This window comes from Paenibacillus sp. FSL M7-0896 (genome assembly GCF_037975415.1).
GTDB classification, from domain to species: Bacteria; Bacillota; Bacilli; order Paenibacillales; family Paenibacillaceae; genus Paenibacillus_AQ; species Paenibacillus_AQ silagei.
This window is the reverse complement of sequence record NZ_CP150250.1, coordinates 5,718,555-5,735,847: the sequence shown is the minus strand read 5'-3', so window position 1 is coordinate 5,735,847 and position 17,293 is coordinate 5,718,555. Positions and strand designations below refer to the sequence as shown.

Below are 17,293 nucleotides of genomic sequence, written 5' to 3'. Positions count from 1 at the left end.
AGCCCCTTTGTTATGACTATGGGTAGGGTCAGCCGATCCAGATCCGCTGCGTGCTATGGTCGCTGGAGTTGGCACCGAGCATAATATCGAAGTCTCCAGGCTCGAACACGAGCTGATCATCCTGGCCGTAGAACATCAGCATGTCTCTGGTGATCTCGAAGGACACCGTCTGCTTCTCATGCGGGGCAAGGGTAATCTGCTTGAAGCCCTTCAGCTCTTTGCCGGGACGGACCACACTTGCGGTAACATCGCGGATATAGAGCTGAACGGTCTCCTTGCCGGTAACCTCCGAGGTGTTCTCCACCTGGATGGAGGCAAGCGCCTTGCCGTCTGCCGCAGCTTCTACCGTAAAGCCGCTGTAGGCAAACGTAGAATAGCTCAGGCCGTAGCCGAAGCAGAACAGCGGATCATTCGGAATATCCAGATAGCGGGTTACATAACGCACATTCGGATACTGGGGATCATAAGGGCGTCCTGTCTGATAAGCGTTATAGTACACCGGAATCTGTCCCACGGAGTAAGGGAAGCTCATAGAGAGGCGTCCGGACGGGTTATAATCGCCGAACAGCACATCTGCAATGGAATTCCCCGACTCCGTGCCGAGGAACCAGGCCTGTACCAGCGCGTCACTTGACTCAAGCACTGGCGCAAGCTCCAGCGGACGGCCGCTGAACACAATGGTGACCACCGGCTTGCCGGTTGCCTTGAGGCGGTGGATCAGCTTCTCCTGATTGGCGGACAGCCGCAGGCTGGCCTTACTGCCGCCTTCCCCGGTATCCTGCTGATTCTCGCCGACTGCGGCCAGAATGACATCGCAGTCCTTCAGCTGCTCGTAAGCCGCTTCGGAAGCATCCTCTACATCGAATACACCCTCCAGCATGCTTCCCAGCTCGCCGGTCATGGCTGTGAGCAGGTCCGCTGCCGGGATTTTGCCCGTGATGCCCGTGTATAGGGAGACCGCAGGGTCTTTCTCGGTACCAGCCCAGCCGCCAAGAACATTGATCGAGGTAGCGAAGGGACCGGCGAGGCCAATCTTCATCCCGCGCTTCAGCGGCAGGACTCCGCCTTCGTTCTTCAGCAGAACGATCGAGCGGGCGCCCATCTCGCGTGCCGCCTGAAGGTGCTCAGGACTTGGCTTATCGGCTTCGTCAGCTACAGGGTCGGCATCCTTGAACGGATTGTCGAACAGGCCGAGGGCATCCTTAAGCTCCAGTACCCGAGTAACCGCTTCGTCGATGAGGCGGAGGTCGAGCAGACCTTCCTGGACCAGCGAGGCAGCGTGGTTCAGATAGTGGGTGGACATCATCTCAATATCAAGTCCCGCTACCAGGCTCTTCAGGGCAGCTTCACGTCCGTCTTGCGCTGCGCCGTGGGGCACCAGCTCGTTCACGGAGTTGAAGTCAGCGATGGTTACGCCATCGAAGCCCCATTCCTCGCGGAGAATACCGCGCAGGAGCTTGCTGTTGCCGCTGGACGGAATGCGGTCAATGGTATTGAACGCAGCCATCACCATAGCGACACCAGCATCTACTGCCGCCTTGTAGGCTGGCAGATAGAACTCGCGGAGTACGCCGGTGGACATGTCCACCGTGTTATATTCACGGCCGCCTTCAGGCGCGCCGTAGCCGGCGAAATGCTTCACGCAGGCAGCGATCCGCCCCGGCTCCTTCAGGTCCTTGCCCTGGTAGCCCCGGACCATGCTCTCAGTCACCCGGGCGTTCAGGTAAGGGTCCTCACCGGAGGTCTCCATGACCCGGCCCCAGCGTGGATCGCGTACGAGGTCGGTCATCGGAGAGAAGGTGAGGTGAATGCCGGCGGCAGCGCTCTCCCGCGCAGCTACTTCAGCGAACTGCTCACAGGCATCAAGATCGAAAGAACAGCCTATGGCGAGCGGAATCGGCAGAATGGTCCGGTAGCCGTGAATGACATCGGCCATGAAGATCAGCGGGATCTTCAAACGGCTGGATTCCAGATGCCGGGTCTGCAGCTCAATGACATTCCGTGCGCCGATGCCGTTCAGAACGCTTCCGATGCTTTTGATTACCTGCGGCTCGATATTAAGTTCTTTGAATGGACCCGTCAAATCCACGGTATCATCCAGACCCCAATAGTATGGACCAAGCTGGGTAAGCTGGGCTAACTTCTCGTCTAGTGTCATATCGTTCACGAGATCCTGGATAAACGGTTTAGTCATGGCTAACTCCTTCGTAAGCGTACTGAAAGTTATTGTGTTACATAGATATGCAGCTGATATGCAGCTCATCGCCGGGCAGGCTCAGCAGGTGATTCTTGGCAATGCTTACCGCGCCCGGGCGGTATGGATTCGGTAGTACCTGACCGGTAACAGCAACGCCTGCTGCCTGCACTTCCGGGGTGCGGGCCTCACCTGCGCTAATGTGATAGACGAAGGTCATCTTCTTGCCGAAGCACTCATAAGTGAAGCGCAGGCCGTCAAGGCTGGCCGGAAGGACCGGATCGATAATCAGCTCTTCTTCACTGAAGCGGATACCCAGAACGGCTGAGATCAGCTGATTAAGATAGATCCCGGGACCGCTGGAGTACAGCCGCCAGCCGCCCTTCACTTCTACGCTGCCGTCACGCAGCTGGTCGAAGTTCTCCTGATAGCTGTAGCGGTCAGGGAAGTCGCCGTCCGAGCTGCTGAAGTACATATTACTCTGGCGCAGCTGGGCATTAGGCACACTCTGCCGGATGTTGATCGGGTTGATCTGGAACAGGCCATCCCAGGCACGCTTCGCTTCGCCCAGCTTGGCGGAAGCTTCAATATAGCGGATATGGGCATGTACATATTGCAGGCTGATCTCACGGCCGACGCTGGCTGCTTGCTCCGCACGGCGGAAGATGGTGCTTACGCCGCCTTCATAGCGGGCAGGACGGTCCATCAGGCGCACGCCGTCCGGGCAGTTCAGGTGCTCGTCGATCAGGCGCAGGTTCTCTGCCGCCTGATCCGGAGTAACCAGCTCCGCAATAATACTGCGGGTCATAGGTAGTAACCGGTAATGAATGCCGGTCTCTGTATCCAGCGGATGAAGCATATAATCAATGCTGCCGTCCTCCTGGAAGTAAGCGAAGCCGGCGATCACGCCGTCTTTGATCAGAAGGGTACGGAACGATTCCTTCATCTCTTCGGCCATAGCTGACAGGCTGGCGGAGAATTCAGGATCGGCAGAAGTCACCTGGGACAGATTGCGGATCACCTGGAAGGCGAGTGCGACCGTCCATGCGCTAACCAGCTTGGTCTTGAGCGCTTCATTGGCAGGCTGCAGGGTGTCATCCCAGTCGCCGCCGGCATAGTTGATCAGAGCTGTGCCCGGTACGAAGCGTTCACGGATTGTCTCTACAGCAGCCTTCACGTGTTCGAGGACTGTCTCGGTCTGCTGGCTTGGCTGAGCATCCGCCAGATGGTGATAACCGATTTTCTCGTTAAGAATCGTGTAGTCTCCGGTAGCCATGATGTAATCGCTGATGCATTTCAGCGGCCAGAGCACGACGTCGCCATGCCATTCATGAGCCTGAACCGGATGCTGGTCGAACATGAACCATTGCGGCCATTCCTTGCTCTCCCACAGCTGATGCGAATAGATCTTCAGCAGAACGTTGCGGGCCAGCTCATAATGCTGGGTCATCAGGAAGTATTCCATCGGCCCTTGACAGACATCGCGTGTACCCCAGGCTGCTCCGCCCGGCTGTTCAAGGCCATGCGGCATGATGAAGTGGGTCATCGCGTTATGGGTGTACCACCATGCGGTCTCATTCAGAATGTCGATCCGTGACTGCTCCGCGCCATCCAGCTCCAGCTGGAAGCCGGAAGTGAACGAAGCGTAGAATTCGTTAAACGCTGCCTGTTCCTTCTCCAGTGTGTAAGGTGCCGCCAGTGGATTAGCATCTGCTGCTGTAAGTCTGCCCTGAATCACAAGCTGGAAGCCGGAGGACTGCGTTACCGACAAGGTGAGCAGAGTGCCGTTGCGCGGTTGTCTGTCGGCAAAGAACATCCGGTCATCGCTGTAGGTATATGCGGTTCCCGGCAGCTGGATATCGAAATGCAGGCCCGGATAAGGAAGCTTCTGAAGTAATGCTTCATCAGGAAGAAGCTGCAGGATGCTGTCCTTCTCTTCCACCCGTACCGGATGCTGGAATTCATGCTCGCCCATGACCAGCTGGTTCGTGATCAGATAATCATAGGATTTGCCCAGCTTCGAATGTACCTGCAGCGCGACATCCGGCTGGCCTGCTGCTGCGATCGAAGTAACGGTCAGTACATCGTCTTCCAGCTGATAATGCCATTTCGCAAAATTCACGCCCATCTCGTAAGCCGCAGGCAGTGTAAGAATCCGGTAAACCCCGTCCATGCGGACATAGATCCGCTGACCGCTATTGCGTTGAATGTTCAGCAGGCCGCGCGGCGTAGAGAGCCCTTTATGGAAAGAGGTATTCCCCACCACGGTCTGACCGTTGAAAAGACCGTACATATAGTTAGTGGAGGAGATCAGGTTGTTGTCTACCTGCTTGTCGCCCAGCAGCGAGGTGATAATATGGCCATGCGGACGTTCCACAAGCAGCTCCTTAGGCTGCAGAACCACATGGACATGCCCGTCTGTGAAGAAAGAGAGCAGCTGGCCGTTCTCTATCTCCTCAAGCTTCCGGTTAGGGAAGGTGTCATCAATCTCGGCCTGTGACCACTGTGGGGAGACATAAGGCTTGCCGATGTCGTCACTCAGCACAGGAACATCCCGGCTTGGCACGGCTTCCTTGCTGCTCCAGTCGATCTCTGCATAAGCTGCCTGCAGCTCAGCCTGGAATTCAAGCCCGGTTACAGCAGCCGGATGATTCGGACGGAACAGGCCGTAGAAGGCGAATTCAACGGGAGCCGACAGGACCATAGTCTCGGTCTGGAGTGCGGTATAAGCCAGCTCGTATTGATAATTACGGTTCTGCAGATTGCCAGCAAGCGCCTCAGGCACATAGCTGCCTTTATAGGAAATGCCGAAGAATTGCATACCATCCGTGGAGTAGCCTACTGTCCGCGAGCCGACTACACCCTGCTGAAGATAAGGGAAGTTAGTTCCCTGCGGCTGGTTCTGGCGCGAGCAGACGGCGTAGCCCTGCGGGCCTTCCCAGATGCTGTGATCCAGATATTGGCTCATATACAGCTCATTAGCGAGAATGCCGCCTTTGTCTGCAATGCCTACATCCTGGCCATACACTACATCTACAGTCTCGCCGTTGCCGGAGAGCTGAAGCTGCCAGAACCAGATGCCGTCCTTGGCCGGTGCGAAGGTAACGCGGTAGCTGATTGCTTCTATAGAACCTTCAAAAATCAGTTTGTCATCGGTACGGGACAGCTTGGAGCCCGACTTAATACCTAGCAGCGGATAGCTCTGGATTCCTTGCTCCGTATATACGCGCAGATAGATATTATTGGAAGAGCCTTCTGCCGGATTACCCTGGAACAGATTAATAAGAGTGGAGCCCTGCGTGAATTCAAAAATATCTCCTGTAGGCAGGAATGTATACGACAGGTCATCCCGGGTTAAGGTAATCATGTTCATTTGTTGTTTGAATATCATATCGAGCCTCGCTTTCCAGTGCTTAAGTTAGGACATGAAATCGATCAGAACGGGGGAATTCATCATCAGATGTCACAAAAAATGGCTGACATGTCCATGTAAAGAATAAATAGAAACGTTTCCATAGGCGATACATTTCGAGTTTAGACTTTTGACTGAAAAAAGTCAATTATCTATAAAAAAAACGGCTTTTCATCTATTATGTACAGCGAAATGTAATTTTATTACTTGTTATTTAAAAATAAAAAATGTTTGACAGCGTATACAAGGAAGGAGTATGCTCTGAGCAGGGGAAACACAAAGAAATAATGGAAACGTTTCTATATGGTCGAAAAGGGTTAATTAGTTGCAGTAGAATGCTTAATTAGTTGCAGTGGAATGCAATGTTTAATTTGGAGGTGGGTTCATTGGCAAGATTTGTACAATCGGGCGGAAATGTTGTCCGGGAATTATTGAAGAACAAAGTGCTGTATCTCATGCTGCTGCCTGTCATTGTGTATTTTGCTGTGTTTCATTACGCGGTAATGCCTGGCGCTTACGTGGCATTCGTAGATTACAAGCTCAACAAAGGGATCTTTGGCAGTGACTTTATCGGACTCAAGAATTTCGAGTTCCTGATTCAGAACGGAGACCTCTGGAATATCACCAAGAATACTTTGCTCTACAATCTGGTGTTCCTTGCACTGGGTAACATCATCCAGATTGTATTTGCCATCATGCTGTCGGAGATTGCAGGCAAGTGGTTCAAGAAGATCTCCCAGTCGGTTATTCTGCTTCCGAACTTCATCTCGATGGTTATCGTCGGTGTGTTCGCGTATAACCTGTTCAATTTCAACTCCGGGTTTATCAATACGATGCTTACCAGTACGGGCTTAGACAAGATTGAGTTCTACTCCGACGCTGGAATCTGGAAATACATCATTGTAGCATTCAAGATCTGGGCAAGTACCGGTTACGGTATGATTGTCTATCTGGCAGCTATAACGGGGATCAACCATGATCTTTATGAAGCAGCCTATATGGACGGTGCCACTACCTGGCAGCGTATCCGTTATATGACTCTGCCGATTCTGAAGCCAACCTTCATTCTGCTCCTCCTGTTCGGTATGGGCGGAATTCTCAAAGGCTCCTTCGACCTCTTCTACAATCTGATTGGAACAAACTCCGTGCTGTATCCGCAGACGGATATTATAGATACGTATGTCTTCAGGTCGCTCGTAGGACAATTTAACTTCTCCATGGGTGCTGCGGTAGGCTTCTACCAATCCTTATTCGGTCTGGTTCTGGTGCTTGTGGTTAACTTTATTGTGCGCAAGGTTGAACCGGACAGCGCGTTGTTCTAAGACAAGATAAGAAACAGGGGTGTTAATATGGCAAGTAATACTATTAAACAGGATTCAGGCAGCATTTTCATTAAGGTGATCAGCTACATTTGCATCTCCGTATTTGCCCTGTTCTGTGTGTTTCCTTTTGCGCTGATGATTTCATCCTCCTTCATGAATGAGCAGGAGATTATCCGCGAGGGGTACAAGCTGATACCGAATGAGATCTCTTTCAAGGCCTATGAATTGTTGCTCAGTAACTCCTCCAAGCTGGTGGATGCTTATCAGGTAACGATCTTTATCACAGTCGTCGGTACGGTGCTCGGGCTGTTCATGATGTCCATGGCCGGATTTGTCCTGAACCGCAAGGATTTCAAATACCGTAACTTCTTCTCCTTCCTGATCTATTTCACCACCTTGTTCAGCGGAGGATTGATTCCGACTTACATTCTGATGGTTAAGCATCTGCACCTCAAGGACAATCTGTTCGCCATGATCCTGCCGGCGGTGGTAGGGGCGTGGTCGATCTTCCTGATGCGTAACTTCATGAAGGCGATCCCGGATTCCCTGTATGAATCAGCGACGATTGACGGCGCAGGCGATTTCCGCATCTACTGGCGGATTTTCATGCCGCTGGCGGTTCCGTCACTGGCAACGATCGGACTGTTCTCGGCACTGGGCTTCTGGAATGAGTGGTACAACGGAATGCTGTACATGGACACTCAGAGCAAGTTCCCGCTCCAGTACTTCCTGCAGCGCATGATCAACCAGGCGAATATGGGCAGTCTCATCAACTCGGGGGCGGTCATTAATACAGCCGATCTGCCGACCCAATCGATCAAAATGGCTACAGCCGTGCTGGCCACAGGCCCGATCATTCTCCTGTATCCATTCATTCAGCGTTACTTCGTAACCGGTCTTACCATCGGTGCTGTCAAGGGTTAATGGACGCCTGCTTCAAATGAAGGGTGTTTGTTATAGATGCAAAAACCATAATATAGAAAAGAAAAGGGAGGCTTACCGAATGAAAGGTAAAAAGATTGCTTCTTCTCTAGCCGCTGTCCTCATGCTTACTGGAGTGCTATCCGCTTGTTCGTCAAGCAATAATGCAAATGGTGGAAATACAGGCTCGTCGAACACTCCATCCACTTCCACTAATTCCGGAGGCGTAGACACTTCTAAGGAAGCGAAGCTGACGTACTACCTGTGGGGCAGTGAAGGAGTTACCAATAAAGACATTCTGGCTGAGATTAACAAGAAGCTTAAGGCCGATCTGAATACTACGCTTGAAATCAAATATATTGACTGGGGTGACGTAGCGACCAAGTATCCGCTGCTGTTCGCTTCCGGCGAATCGTTCGATCTGTCGCATGCTTCTCCGGGTGCTCCTGTGTCTTACTACACTCTGGCTACTGAAGGTGCGCTGACCGACATTACCGACATGCTGGACAAGGTAGCGCCTAAGCTGAAAGCGGAGATTCCAGAATCCTCCTGGCAGAACACGAAGGTGGATGGCAAAATCTACGGCGTACCGAGTCTGTTCAGTGAATACACGCCTGCCGGTTATGCCTACCGTACTGACCTGCTGAAGAAATACGGCATGACTGAAATTAAGTCAATCGATGATATGGTTAAATACATGGATAATGTGGTTGCCAATGAATCCTTCCCGCCAATTAACGGTAAGGCTGAGGATGCACAGAACATGTACAGAATGCTCGTAGATACTACAGGCATGTGGCTGAACGCACCTGGTATCTCGCTTAATGAATTGAACCTGGTCACTAAGAGCCCAGAGGATTACAAGACTGTATTCCATCCAGCCTTCACCCAGGAATTCGAGGATTGGGCTGTGAAAATGCGTGAGTGGGGCGACAAGGGCTACTGGGGCAAAGACGTTCTGTCCGCTTCCCTCGGCAGCAAAGACAACTTCAGAGCCGCGAACTCTGCGGGTTATCTGACTCATGCACAGGACTGGATCGGCCAGTATGGCGGAGATATCAAGGCGCTGCCTGATGCTCCTACAGCCTTCTATACTTTTGCTGAAGCCAATAAGAAAATCAAACGTAAGATGGGTGTAGACAACTCAACCGTTATTAGCGCCAATTCCAATAATCCAGAGCGTTCTCTGATGGTTATTGAGAAATTCATGACAGATGAAAGCTACTACAACCTGATGCAGTACGGTATTGAAGGCAAACACTATATCATTGAAGACGGCGTGAAGAAACAGCCTCCAGGCTTCAATGAGAAAACAGACGGCGGCGGCTTCTCGGCTTGGTCGCTCAGAAACGACAAGTTCGTGATTCCTAGTGATACTGAGAACCCGGTCCGTAAAGACCTGTTCACGGCATGGGATAAAGAAGCGATCGATGATCCGTACAACGGCTTCAGCTTCGACCCGGCTAATGTAACTACTGAAATTGCCTCGATCTCGAACGTGAATGCACAGCTTGGTATTCAGCTCATGCTGGGTAAAACAAATAAAGATCCAAAAACGGCTGTAGCAGAATACCGCGATCAGCTGAAAAAAGCAGGAGTTGACAAGGTCATTGCCGAAGTAGAGAAACAATTGGCAGATTTTACACCTGTTAACTAAAAGAATGTATAGGTTACAGGGGAGCTATATCTTATAGCTCCCTTACCTATAAATGGGGGAGTAGAGTGGACGTAAACATTAAGGATATCGCCAGGATATCCGGTGTCGGCATTTCAACAGTGTCCAGAGTGATCAATAACAAGGGTCTGGTGAGCGATGCCACCCGGGAGAAGGTACTGAGTGTCGTCAAGGAATATAACTATATTCCCAATTCCAATGCCCGAAATCTAAAGACAACCCAATCCAAGAATATTGCACTCATGGTAAAAGGGATTACTAACCCGTTTTTCTCCATTATGATTAAGGAGATTGAACGTCAGGTCAATCTGCGCGGCTATCCGTTTCTCATCCATCAGGTAGAGGACGGCACCGATGAGATCAACGCCGCCATTCAGCTGGTGAAGGAGAAGAATCTTAGCGGTATCATTTTCATGGGCGGTACCTATAACCACTCCGAAGAGAAATTCAAGCAGTTAACGGTTCCATTCGTACTCACGACCATCACCACCTCACAGGAAGTGGACCCGTCTATCTTCTCAAGCGTAACGATCGATGAATCCAAGGAAGCCTATAAGGCAACCTCTTATTTACTTTCACTTGGACACCGGAACATCGGCTTTCTCGCCAAATCCCCTTTACTGGAAGACACCACAGGCAGCCGCCGCCTTCTTGGCTACAAGATGGCGCTGGAAGAACATAACATACCTTATAATTCGGGATTCGTAGAGGATTGTGAATACAGCCCAAGCTCGGGCTTCAACGCTGCACGCAGACTGCTGAACCGCGACAGAACCGTAACCGCTATTTTTGCGGCCTCCGATACGATTGCGATCGGTGCGGCCAAGGCTGTGCTTACCGCAGGCTTATCTATCCCCGATGATATTTCGATCATCGGCTTCGACGGTATTGAGATGGCCGAATACTATCATCCTGCGCTGGATACGATCAGCCAGCCGGGCACTGAAATGGCGTTGTCCAGTGTGGGCGTGCTGTTCGACCTGATTACCAAACATTCCTCCCATCAGCATATTGTCTATGATGCGGTATTGCTCAAACGGGGTTCTTGCAAGATGATCAAGGGCCGGTAACAGCAGTGCGCTGACTATAAAACTAACTGGAGTTGATATTAAGGATGCAAGAATCTTTGAGAATAGGCACTTTGGTCCGTGGCGGCGAAGCCGTCCAGGTCATTCCGCAGATTGTGGAGCATGGCTTCGAATCCTTTCAACTGAATTTCTGGCAGACGATTGGCGATACCGATCTGGTGGAGGCGGCGGCCCGGATTCGGGAGCTGGCGGCGGAGCATCACTTCGTCATTTCTGCTGTCGGCATCTATGGTAATCCGCTTGGCGGCAACCCCGAGAGCGGGGATACCCTTGCGGGCTGGGAGCAGCTGATTGAGCACGCTCACTTGTTCGGGACGGACATTATCGGCGGCTTCACCGGACGGCTGCCCGGCTCGTCGATTGACGAGTCGCTTCCGAGATTCGCTGAGGTATTCGGCGAATTGTCGAAGCGGGCGGCAGACAAGGGTCTGCGGATTGCTTTTGAGAACTGTGCGATGGGCGGGAGCTGGCAGAAGGGCGACTGGAATATCGCGCATAACCCTACAGCTTGGGAAAAGATGTTCAACGCCGTTACGGCAGACAATCTCGGGCTGGAATGGGAGCCTGCCCACCAGTTGACTGCGCTGATCGATCCTATCCCGCAGCTGCGCAAATGGGTGGATAAGATCTTCCATGTGCACGGCAAGGATGTCACTATCGCCTGGGATATCATCAAGGAGTACGGAATTCATGGACCGAAGTCTTATGTATGGGACCGGACACCGGGCTTCGGGGATTCGAACTGGACGGATATTATTACCATTCTCCGGCAGGGCGGCTATCAGGGCACGATTGATATTGAAGGCTGGCATGATCCGGTCTATCAAGGGGAGCTGGAGATGACTGGCCAGGTCCATGCGTTGAATTACTTGAAGCATTGCCGGGGCGGCAATATGATCCCAAATCCGGTTGTATGAGTATAAAAAGAAAGACCTCATGGTTCACATCTGCTGATGTGGCCGTGAGGTCTTTTGGGTTGTAGGTATGTGATTAGATGAATCGCTTGATCGTCCAATAGGGGACGGTGAAGGTCCCTTTATTCGTTTCAATATGCAGTGCATCTGCGGAATGATCGATTTGGCATACTCCGGTGTACGTTTCTCCGCTGATCAAATGCACGCGCTGGCATAGATTGGAGAGAAGTGCATGCTGAATATCCTGTTTAATCATACTCTTCACTTCCTCCTTGAATGCAGTATGCTTGTAAATCTCTTTACTTATTATTAAACACGAATAGGAGATTTTAACAGCGAAATTGGTTACAGTTTTGTACCATTTCACACCTACATAGTTGGCCTCAGATGGAGTAACATGTTCATGTACTGTCAGAGTAATGCTCTGCTCAGAGGGTATATATATTCTAGGAGGTGTTACCGATGAATAGAACGACCAGATTACAGCAGATAACCGTAACTCTTCTTACCGCAGGTCTGCTTACCCTGTCAGGCTGGGGAGCGGCGGCTTCCCAGGTTCAGGCAGCAGCACCGGCCCCAACTCCGCCGCAGGGATGCAGCACCGGAGACCATGGGCTTCTTAAGGATCTGCAGAAGGCACACCAGGGAGCGGAAACACAGCCGCTGGCCTTCTCGGATGTAGAGTTCCTAAGCTCAGATACGGGGCGGGCAGCCGGGAATGGGTTCCTGATTGGAACCTCGGACGGCGGCTGCCATTTCCAAAAGATCTATGAAGGACAGTGGAGCTTCCAGCAGATTGATTTCCCGGATAATGTTCACGGCTGGGCGCTTGCCGCTGTTAAGGACGGACAGGCAAAATATCTGTTAAGAACGGCAGACGGCGGCTCTACCTGGACAAGGCTGTCGAACCAGGCAGTAACCTTTGAACGGATAGAGTTCTTGGACAGCAACCAGGGCTTTGGCTACAACCGCGCATCTACATATTATACGAAGGATGGCGGGGAGAGCTGGAGTCTGGTCAAGACGCCTGCCAACACACGCGGAGCAGAATTCACCAGCAGGAATAACGGCTGGGCTGTGGTAGTTGTTCCCGGGAGCGGCTATCGGGTAATGAAGACAACTAACGGCGGAGCAGCCTGGAAGCAGGTACTTAGCGCCTCCACCCTTGAGGCGAATTACGGACAGATCTACGCCAAGGACAGTCAGGTGTATGCGCTGCTGTACGGCGGCGTCGGCATGTCGCAGACCTCTTATTCCCTCTACGGCAGCTCTAACTCCGGCGGCAGCTGGACCCGGGTGATTGCCCAGGAGACCGCAGGCGGCGGTCCGGCTCCCGGCAGCGGCGTAGCTGTAGCGAAGAAGGGGCCGGCCTCGGGCACCCCCGGCAATATGGTGCTGATCGGCAAATCGGCAGCCTTCCTGGCAGGGTACCAGCCGGCAGCGGAGCAAGTGGGCATCGGGCTCACCAAGAACAACGGACAGAGCTGGAAGAATCAGCAGACTGTTCCCGGCTTCGAAGGAACGATCTCGTTCACCGATGCCAATCAGGGCTGGATGGCTGTGAAGGATATGAATAGCTCCACCCTCTACGTGACGAAGGATGCAGGTGCTACGTGGACAGCGCGGTTTTCTTTTGAGACGGCAGGGCGGTAGGTTGTCCGTAAGATAATGATGAAGGACAAAGATGAGTGATAAAGATGAAGGACAAAGATGAGTGACAAAGACGGGTCTTCTCCCTATGGGGGCGGGCCCGTCTTGATTGTTGTAATAGGAGCAATCGGCCCCCGCGCCGCTCGCCGTCCCGTTGTAATCGGTTTTTCGATTACAATCGGCCCCCGCGCCGCTCGCCGTCCCGTTGTAATCGGTTTTTCGATTACAATCGGCCCCCGCGCCGCTCGCCGTCCCATTGTAATCGGTTTTTCGATTACAATCGGCCCCCGCGCCGCTCGCCGTCCCATTGTAATCGGTTTTTCGATTACATTCGGTGCTCGCAAGCAGGCCCGGCCTGAATGTATGCGAAAAACAGCATACGTTGTGTTCGGCTGAAACGATACCGTCCTTTAAATGAACGGTATCGTTTCTATTGTGGTGCAGCAGAAGGACAGGTATTGTGGAGAATAACGTTTGCTTTGGTGTAATACTTGTGATTAGCGGGTAATGGGATAGCATAGGGGGTGAAGTATGGTTAGACCCGTTAGAATACTCTGGATAAGCGCTGTAGTAGTGAATATCATAGGATTGGCCCTCTTTCTGTTACAGACGAGCCCGGGGTTCAGCCAAGGGTTTATCCTGGATGTTGTAAATATAATGCTGCTCCAGATATTAGGCATCCCCTCTGCGGTTTTGGTTGTTGCGTCGCTTCTTCTGTTGAAGTACACAAGGAAACCGCCAGGCTGGGCGGGGTACATAGGAATCTTCATCATGATAGGGGCATTGCTGTGGATTGGGGGATATTTTCTGCTTTATGCAAGGCTGATGCTATTTGAGAACGTCCGGTAAAAATAATACTTTACTGATCGTTCTCGAATGTGCTAAGATGCTGGTACGAGGCAGATTATTTTTTTGACTATAGTAGAACGAACGGTCTCAAATAAAACAGATGAGGAGTGGTAACGATGGGGAAGCTTGACGGGAAGGTTGCATTGATTACTGGAGGAAATAGCGGGATAGGGCTGGCTAGTGCCAGGCTATTTGTGGCGGAGGGCGCAAGAGTGGTCATAACCGGCCGTAATCCGGTATCCCTGCAGGCGGCGGTAGAAGAGCTGGGTGCGGAGCATGCAGTTGCTGTCCAGGCGGATGCGACTGATCCGCAGAGTGCGGTGAAGGCTGTGAATGCAGCAATAGAGGCCTTCGGCAGACTGGATGTGGTCTATGCGAATGCAGGAATCGCGGGCTATACACCGCTGGGCAGCACAGAGCTTGCCACCTTCGAGGAAGTGCTCCGGATCAATGTGACCGGTACCTTCTTCACCGTCCAGGCTGCACTGCCTCATCTGAAGGCCGGAGCCTCCGTCATTCTGACCGGCTCCGTGTTAGCCAAGGCCGGAAGACCCGGCAATTCCGCCTATGCCGCCAGCAAAGGAGCAGTCAGCAGCATGACGAAGGTACTGGCCTCCGAGCTGTCTCCGCTGGGCATCCGCGTCAACAACATCGCGCCTGGCGTAACGCGTACTCCAATCTGGGGAGAGTCGGCGATGGATAACTGGAAGCAGGTCGAGGCAGGCATGGCACTGTCGATTCCTCTGGGCCGTGCGGGTGTACCCGAAGAGATCGCTAAGGTCGCCCTGTTCCTGGCCTCCGATGATTCTTCGTATATCCAAGGCGCAGATATCGCCGTGGACGGCGGTGCAGGCAGCTCGCCGCTGGGCGCGCCGGTATACCGGCAGAATGCATAACGCGTAAGTATAAGCTATAAGCTACAAGCCATAAGTTACGAGCTATAAGCTGCAAGCCACGAGCTACGAGCTACAAAAAGGCACAAAAGCACCTACGGGGTGTTTTTGTGCCTTTTGTATAGGGGATTTATTATATTCGTCTAGTGCGGAGGCGGATATAGTGTATGCGAAAAACTGAACACAATGGGACCGGGTGCACCGCATAAGCCGAATGTAATCGAAAAACCGAATACAATTGGACCGGGAGCGACGCATAAGCCGTACTTTTATCGCAGTGCCAGACGTATTTTCACAGAAAAACCGCATACAATGTGCTGGCATTCATCAGTGTGGTAAAATGAACTGACACATGTAAAATTATGTTATTCCCACTCAGAGCAAAAAACTAATGTTGAACGGAGGTTATCCGCATGAGGCTTACTAACCGGGGGACGATAATTGCTGTGCTGGTACTCGTTGTTGTTGCAGGAGGGATCTACCTGTCGCTAACCGGGTCACCTTATAAAAGAAGCCACATCGCTAATGAGGTCAAAGCATACCTGATTCATACCAGAGCGTATCCCGAAGCAGATATTCAAGAGATCCGTGGAGTCTATAGCTTGAAATCGGGCGATTATGAAGCGGAGGTATGGTATAAGGATGAACCTGATCAGAATTATACATACGCCAAAGTAAATGGAGTGTTCAGACTCGTCGGGGTCAGCAGCATGTACGGGAAACATATAGATGAGACTTTTTATTGAAGATTGAATTCCAATAAGAGGTAAAAGGTCTGTGCTGTCGAATAAGAGAATAGATATACAGAGGGAAAAGTTGACATGTAGGGCTAGTGTTTTGTAAACGCTCACAATTGATGCAGGAGGCGAATCAGGATGGACGGAAGCAAGTCGTTAATCTATCAAATTCTCAAGACGATTGAAGAGGGCAAGGAACCGGTGCTGGATAACCTGGAGGGCATTACGGTTGGCGGATTCCACAGCGCGCTCGAACAGATTGTGGAGAACAAACTGGCTAATAATATCAGCTTCTCCCTCAGCGGCAAAGGCAAGAAGGCAGTCCGGGTCGTGAATACAAGCGGCTCCAAGCTGACTGCGCAAGGCATTAACTATATTCATGTTCAGGACAGCCGCAGCTTCTAGCTTATCCTGATCTTGGCAGTAACGATACTACCCGAACACCTGCAGACTGGAGACAGGTCTCCTGCTGCGGGTGTTTTTTGTTGTGGGCAGAATGTGGCTTACACAAGCCTTCGGATCACTCGTGCAGTCCGGGTGAAGCCAGTTACAGTTGAATATCCGTCCCTTACAATCGGATTTTGCCTTATGGCTTGCAGTGCCGCTACTTATAATAAAGTTACGACAGCGGCGGCCGAGCAGGCAGCCAAGGAAGGAAGAGAAAAGTGATGAAACTTCGGATTAAGGAGAGTCAGAACGGCTTGCCGGCATTAACGGTCAAGACCGGGGGCCTGGGGAAGACACTGCGCAGGGACTGGTTCTTGTATGCGATCCTTGTGCCTTTTGTATTATGGTATATCCTGTTTGCCTTTAAGCCGATGTACGGGCTGCAGATTGCCTTCAAGGATTACAGCGTTTTTCAGGGCATCGCGGACAGTCCGTGGGCAGGCTTCAGCCACTTTGAAACATTCCTGCAGAGCGATTACTTCCTGCGGGTGCTGAAGAATACGCTACTGATCAGCTTGTACAGCCTGTTATTCGCATTTCCGGCGCCGATCCTGCTGGCATTGCTGCTTAATGATGTGAAGAACGCCATGTTCAAAAAAATGGTACAGACCATTACTTACCTGCCCCACTTTATCTCCGTTGTCGTTGTGTGCGGAATCGTAACCAATCTGCTCGCACCCGGCAACGGTATCGTTAACCTCCTGCTGGAGCAGATGGGCCTCGAGAAGATTTATTTCCTCGCCGTGCCGGAGTATTTCCGCACCATCTTCGTCTCGATGGGCATCTGGCAGGAAATGGGCTTCTCTGCGATTATCTACATTGCAGCGCTGGCAGGCATCAATACGGATCTGTATGAGGCGGCGGTGGTAGACGGAGCTAATAAATGGAAGCGTATGCTAAATGTGACCCTGCCGGGAATTCTGCCTACGATCATGATCATGCTGATTCTGAAGATCGGCAGTCTGCTGGAGGTCGGCTATGAGGCGATTATTCTGCTCTATCAGCCTGCAACCTACGAGACGGCAGACGTCATTAACAGCTATGTCTACAGGGAAGGGATCTTGAACGGCCGTTACGACATGGCTACAGCAGTCGGATTATTCAACTCGGTTGTGGGCCTGCTCCTCATTGTAATCTCTAACCGGCTCAGCAAAAAATACACCGGCAACGGTCTCTGGTAGGTGAAGAAAT

The 17,293-nt window shown here is 51.8% G+C and carries 15 protein-coding genes; 11 read left to right on the top strand and 4 right to left on the bottom strand.

Annotated features, from left to right (window positions below):
- Positions 1-28 precede the first annotated feature (28 nt).
- Together bglX and MKY12_RS24690 are read right to left on the bottom strand one after the other, a co-directional pair.
- Positions 29-2,263 carry a beta-glucosidase BglX gene (gene bglX / locus MKY12_RS24695; RefSeq protein WP_339311325.1) on the bottom strand — a complete coding sequence of 745 codons (2,235 nt, stop codon included), beginning with the start codon at positions 2,261-2,263 and terminating at the stop codon, positions 29-31.
- Positions 2,232-5,585, bottom strand: a complete 3,354-nt coding sequence (locus MKY12_RS24690; RefSeq protein WP_339311324.1) for a cellobiose phosphorylase — start codon at positions 5,583-5,585, stop codon at positions 2,232-2,234. The genes bglX and MKY12_RS24690 overlap by 32 nt, the downstream gene beginning before the upstream one ends.
- Positions 5,586-5,992: 407 nt before the next feature.
- On the opposite strand from MKY12_RS24690, the gene MKY12_RS24685 reads away from it, so the two are divergent.
- The 5 genes from MKY12_RS24685 to MKY12_RS24665 all read left to right on the top strand — a co-directional run bounded on the left by MKY12_RS24685 (position 5,993) and on the right by MKY12_RS24665 (position 11,529).
- Positions 5,993-6,928, top strand: coding sequence for an ABC transporter permease subunit (locus MKY12_RS24685; protein ID WP_036725975.1), 936 nt, complete (start codon positions 5,993-5,995; stop codon positions 6,926-6,928).
- 27 nt (positions 6,929-6,955) lie between these two features.
- Positions 6,956-7,852 carry a carbohydrate ABC transporter permease gene (locus MKY12_RS24680; protein WP_036725974.1) on the top strand — a complete coding sequence of 299 codons (897 nt, stop codon included), beginning with the start codon at positions 6,956-6,958 and terminating at the stop codon, positions 7,850-7,852.
- Between the two features lie 79 nt (positions 7,853-7,931).
- Positions 7,932-9,506 (top strand): DUF3502 domain-containing protein, encoded by a 1,575-nt coding sequence (locus tag MKY12_RS24675; protein WP_339250597.1) that lies wholly within the window; start codon positions 7,932-7,934, stop codon positions 9,504-9,506.
- A gap of 65 nt (positions 9,507-9,571) precedes the next feature.
- Positions 9,572-10,594, top strand: coding sequence for a LacI family DNA-binding transcriptional regulator (locus MKY12_RS24670; RefSeq protein WP_036725971.1), 1,023 nt, complete (start codon positions 9,572-9,574; stop codon positions 10,592-10,594).
- A gap of 56 nt (positions 10,595-10,650) precedes the next feature.
- Positions 10,651-11,529 carry a sugar phosphate isomerase/epimerase family protein gene (locus MKY12_RS24665; RefSeq protein ID WP_339250593.1) on the top strand — a complete coding sequence of 293 codons (879 nt, stop codon included), beginning with the start codon at positions 10,651-10,653 and terminating at the stop codon, positions 11,527-11,529.
- A gap of 73 nt (positions 11,530-11,602) precedes the next feature.
- On the opposite strand, the gene MKY12_RS24660 is transcribed toward MKY12_RS24665, so the two are convergent.
- On the bottom strand, positions 11,603-11,782 hold the full coding sequence (locus tag MKY12_RS24660) for a hypothetical protein (RefSeq protein WP_036697495.1): 180 nt from the start codon (positions 11,780-11,782) through the stop codon (positions 11,603-11,605).
- 206 nt (positions 11,783-11,988) lie between these two features.
- Between MKY12_RS24660 and MKY12_RS24655 the strand changes: the two genes are divergently transcribed.
- Complete coding sequence (locus tag MKY12_RS24655) at positions 11,989-13,179, top strand: hypothetical protein (RefSeq protein ID WP_339311323.1); 1,191 nt, start codon at positions 11,989-11,991, stop codon at positions 13,177-13,179.
- Between the two features lie 83 nt (positions 13,180-13,262).
- Here MKY12_RS24655 and MKY12_RS24650 read toward each other — a convergent pair whose 3' ends face one another.
- On the bottom strand, positions 13,263-13,520 hold the full coding sequence (locus MKY12_RS24650; protein WP_339311322.1) for a hypothetical protein: 258 nt from the start codon (positions 13,518-13,520) through the stop codon (positions 13,263-13,265).
- Between the two features lie 187 nt (positions 13,521-13,707).
- Here MKY12_RS24650 and MKY12_RS24645 point away from each other — a divergent pair, with 187 nt between their 5' ends.
- The 5 genes from MKY12_RS24645 (at position 13,708) to MKY12_RS24625 (ending at position 17,283) form a co-directional block, all read left to right on the top strand.
- On the top strand, positions 13,708-14,025 hold the full coding sequence (locus MKY12_RS24645; protein WP_339311320.1) for a hypothetical protein: 318 nt from the start codon (positions 13,708-13,710) through the stop codon (positions 14,023-14,025).
- Between the two features lie 116 nt (positions 14,026-14,141).
- The gene (locus MKY12_RS24640) at positions 14,142-14,921 is read left to right on the top strand and encodes a glucose 1-dehydrogenase (protein WP_339311318.1); all 780 of its coding nucleotides are present in this window, start codon (positions 14,142-14,144) and stop codon (positions 14,919-14,921) included.
- Between the two features lie 410 nt (positions 14,922-15,331).
- Positions 15,332-15,664, top strand: coding sequence for a DUF3139 domain-containing protein (locus MKY12_RS24635; RefSeq protein WP_339311317.1), 333 nt, complete (start codon positions 15,332-15,334; stop codon positions 15,662-15,664).
- Positions 15,665-15,793: 129 nt separating this feature from the next.
- A complete protein-coding gene (locus MKY12_RS24630) occupies positions 15,794-16,060 on the top strand; it encodes a hypothetical protein (protein ID WP_339311315.1) in 267 nt (88 codons plus the stop codon).
- Positions 16,061-16,323: 263 nt separating this feature from the next.
- The gene (locus MKY12_RS24625) at positions 16,324-17,283 is read left to right on the top strand and encodes an ABC transporter permease subunit (protein ID WP_339311313.1); all 960 of its coding nucleotides are present in this window, start codon (positions 16,324-16,326) and stop codon (positions 17,281-17,283) included.
- Positions 17,284-17,293: the final 10 nt, after the last annotated feature.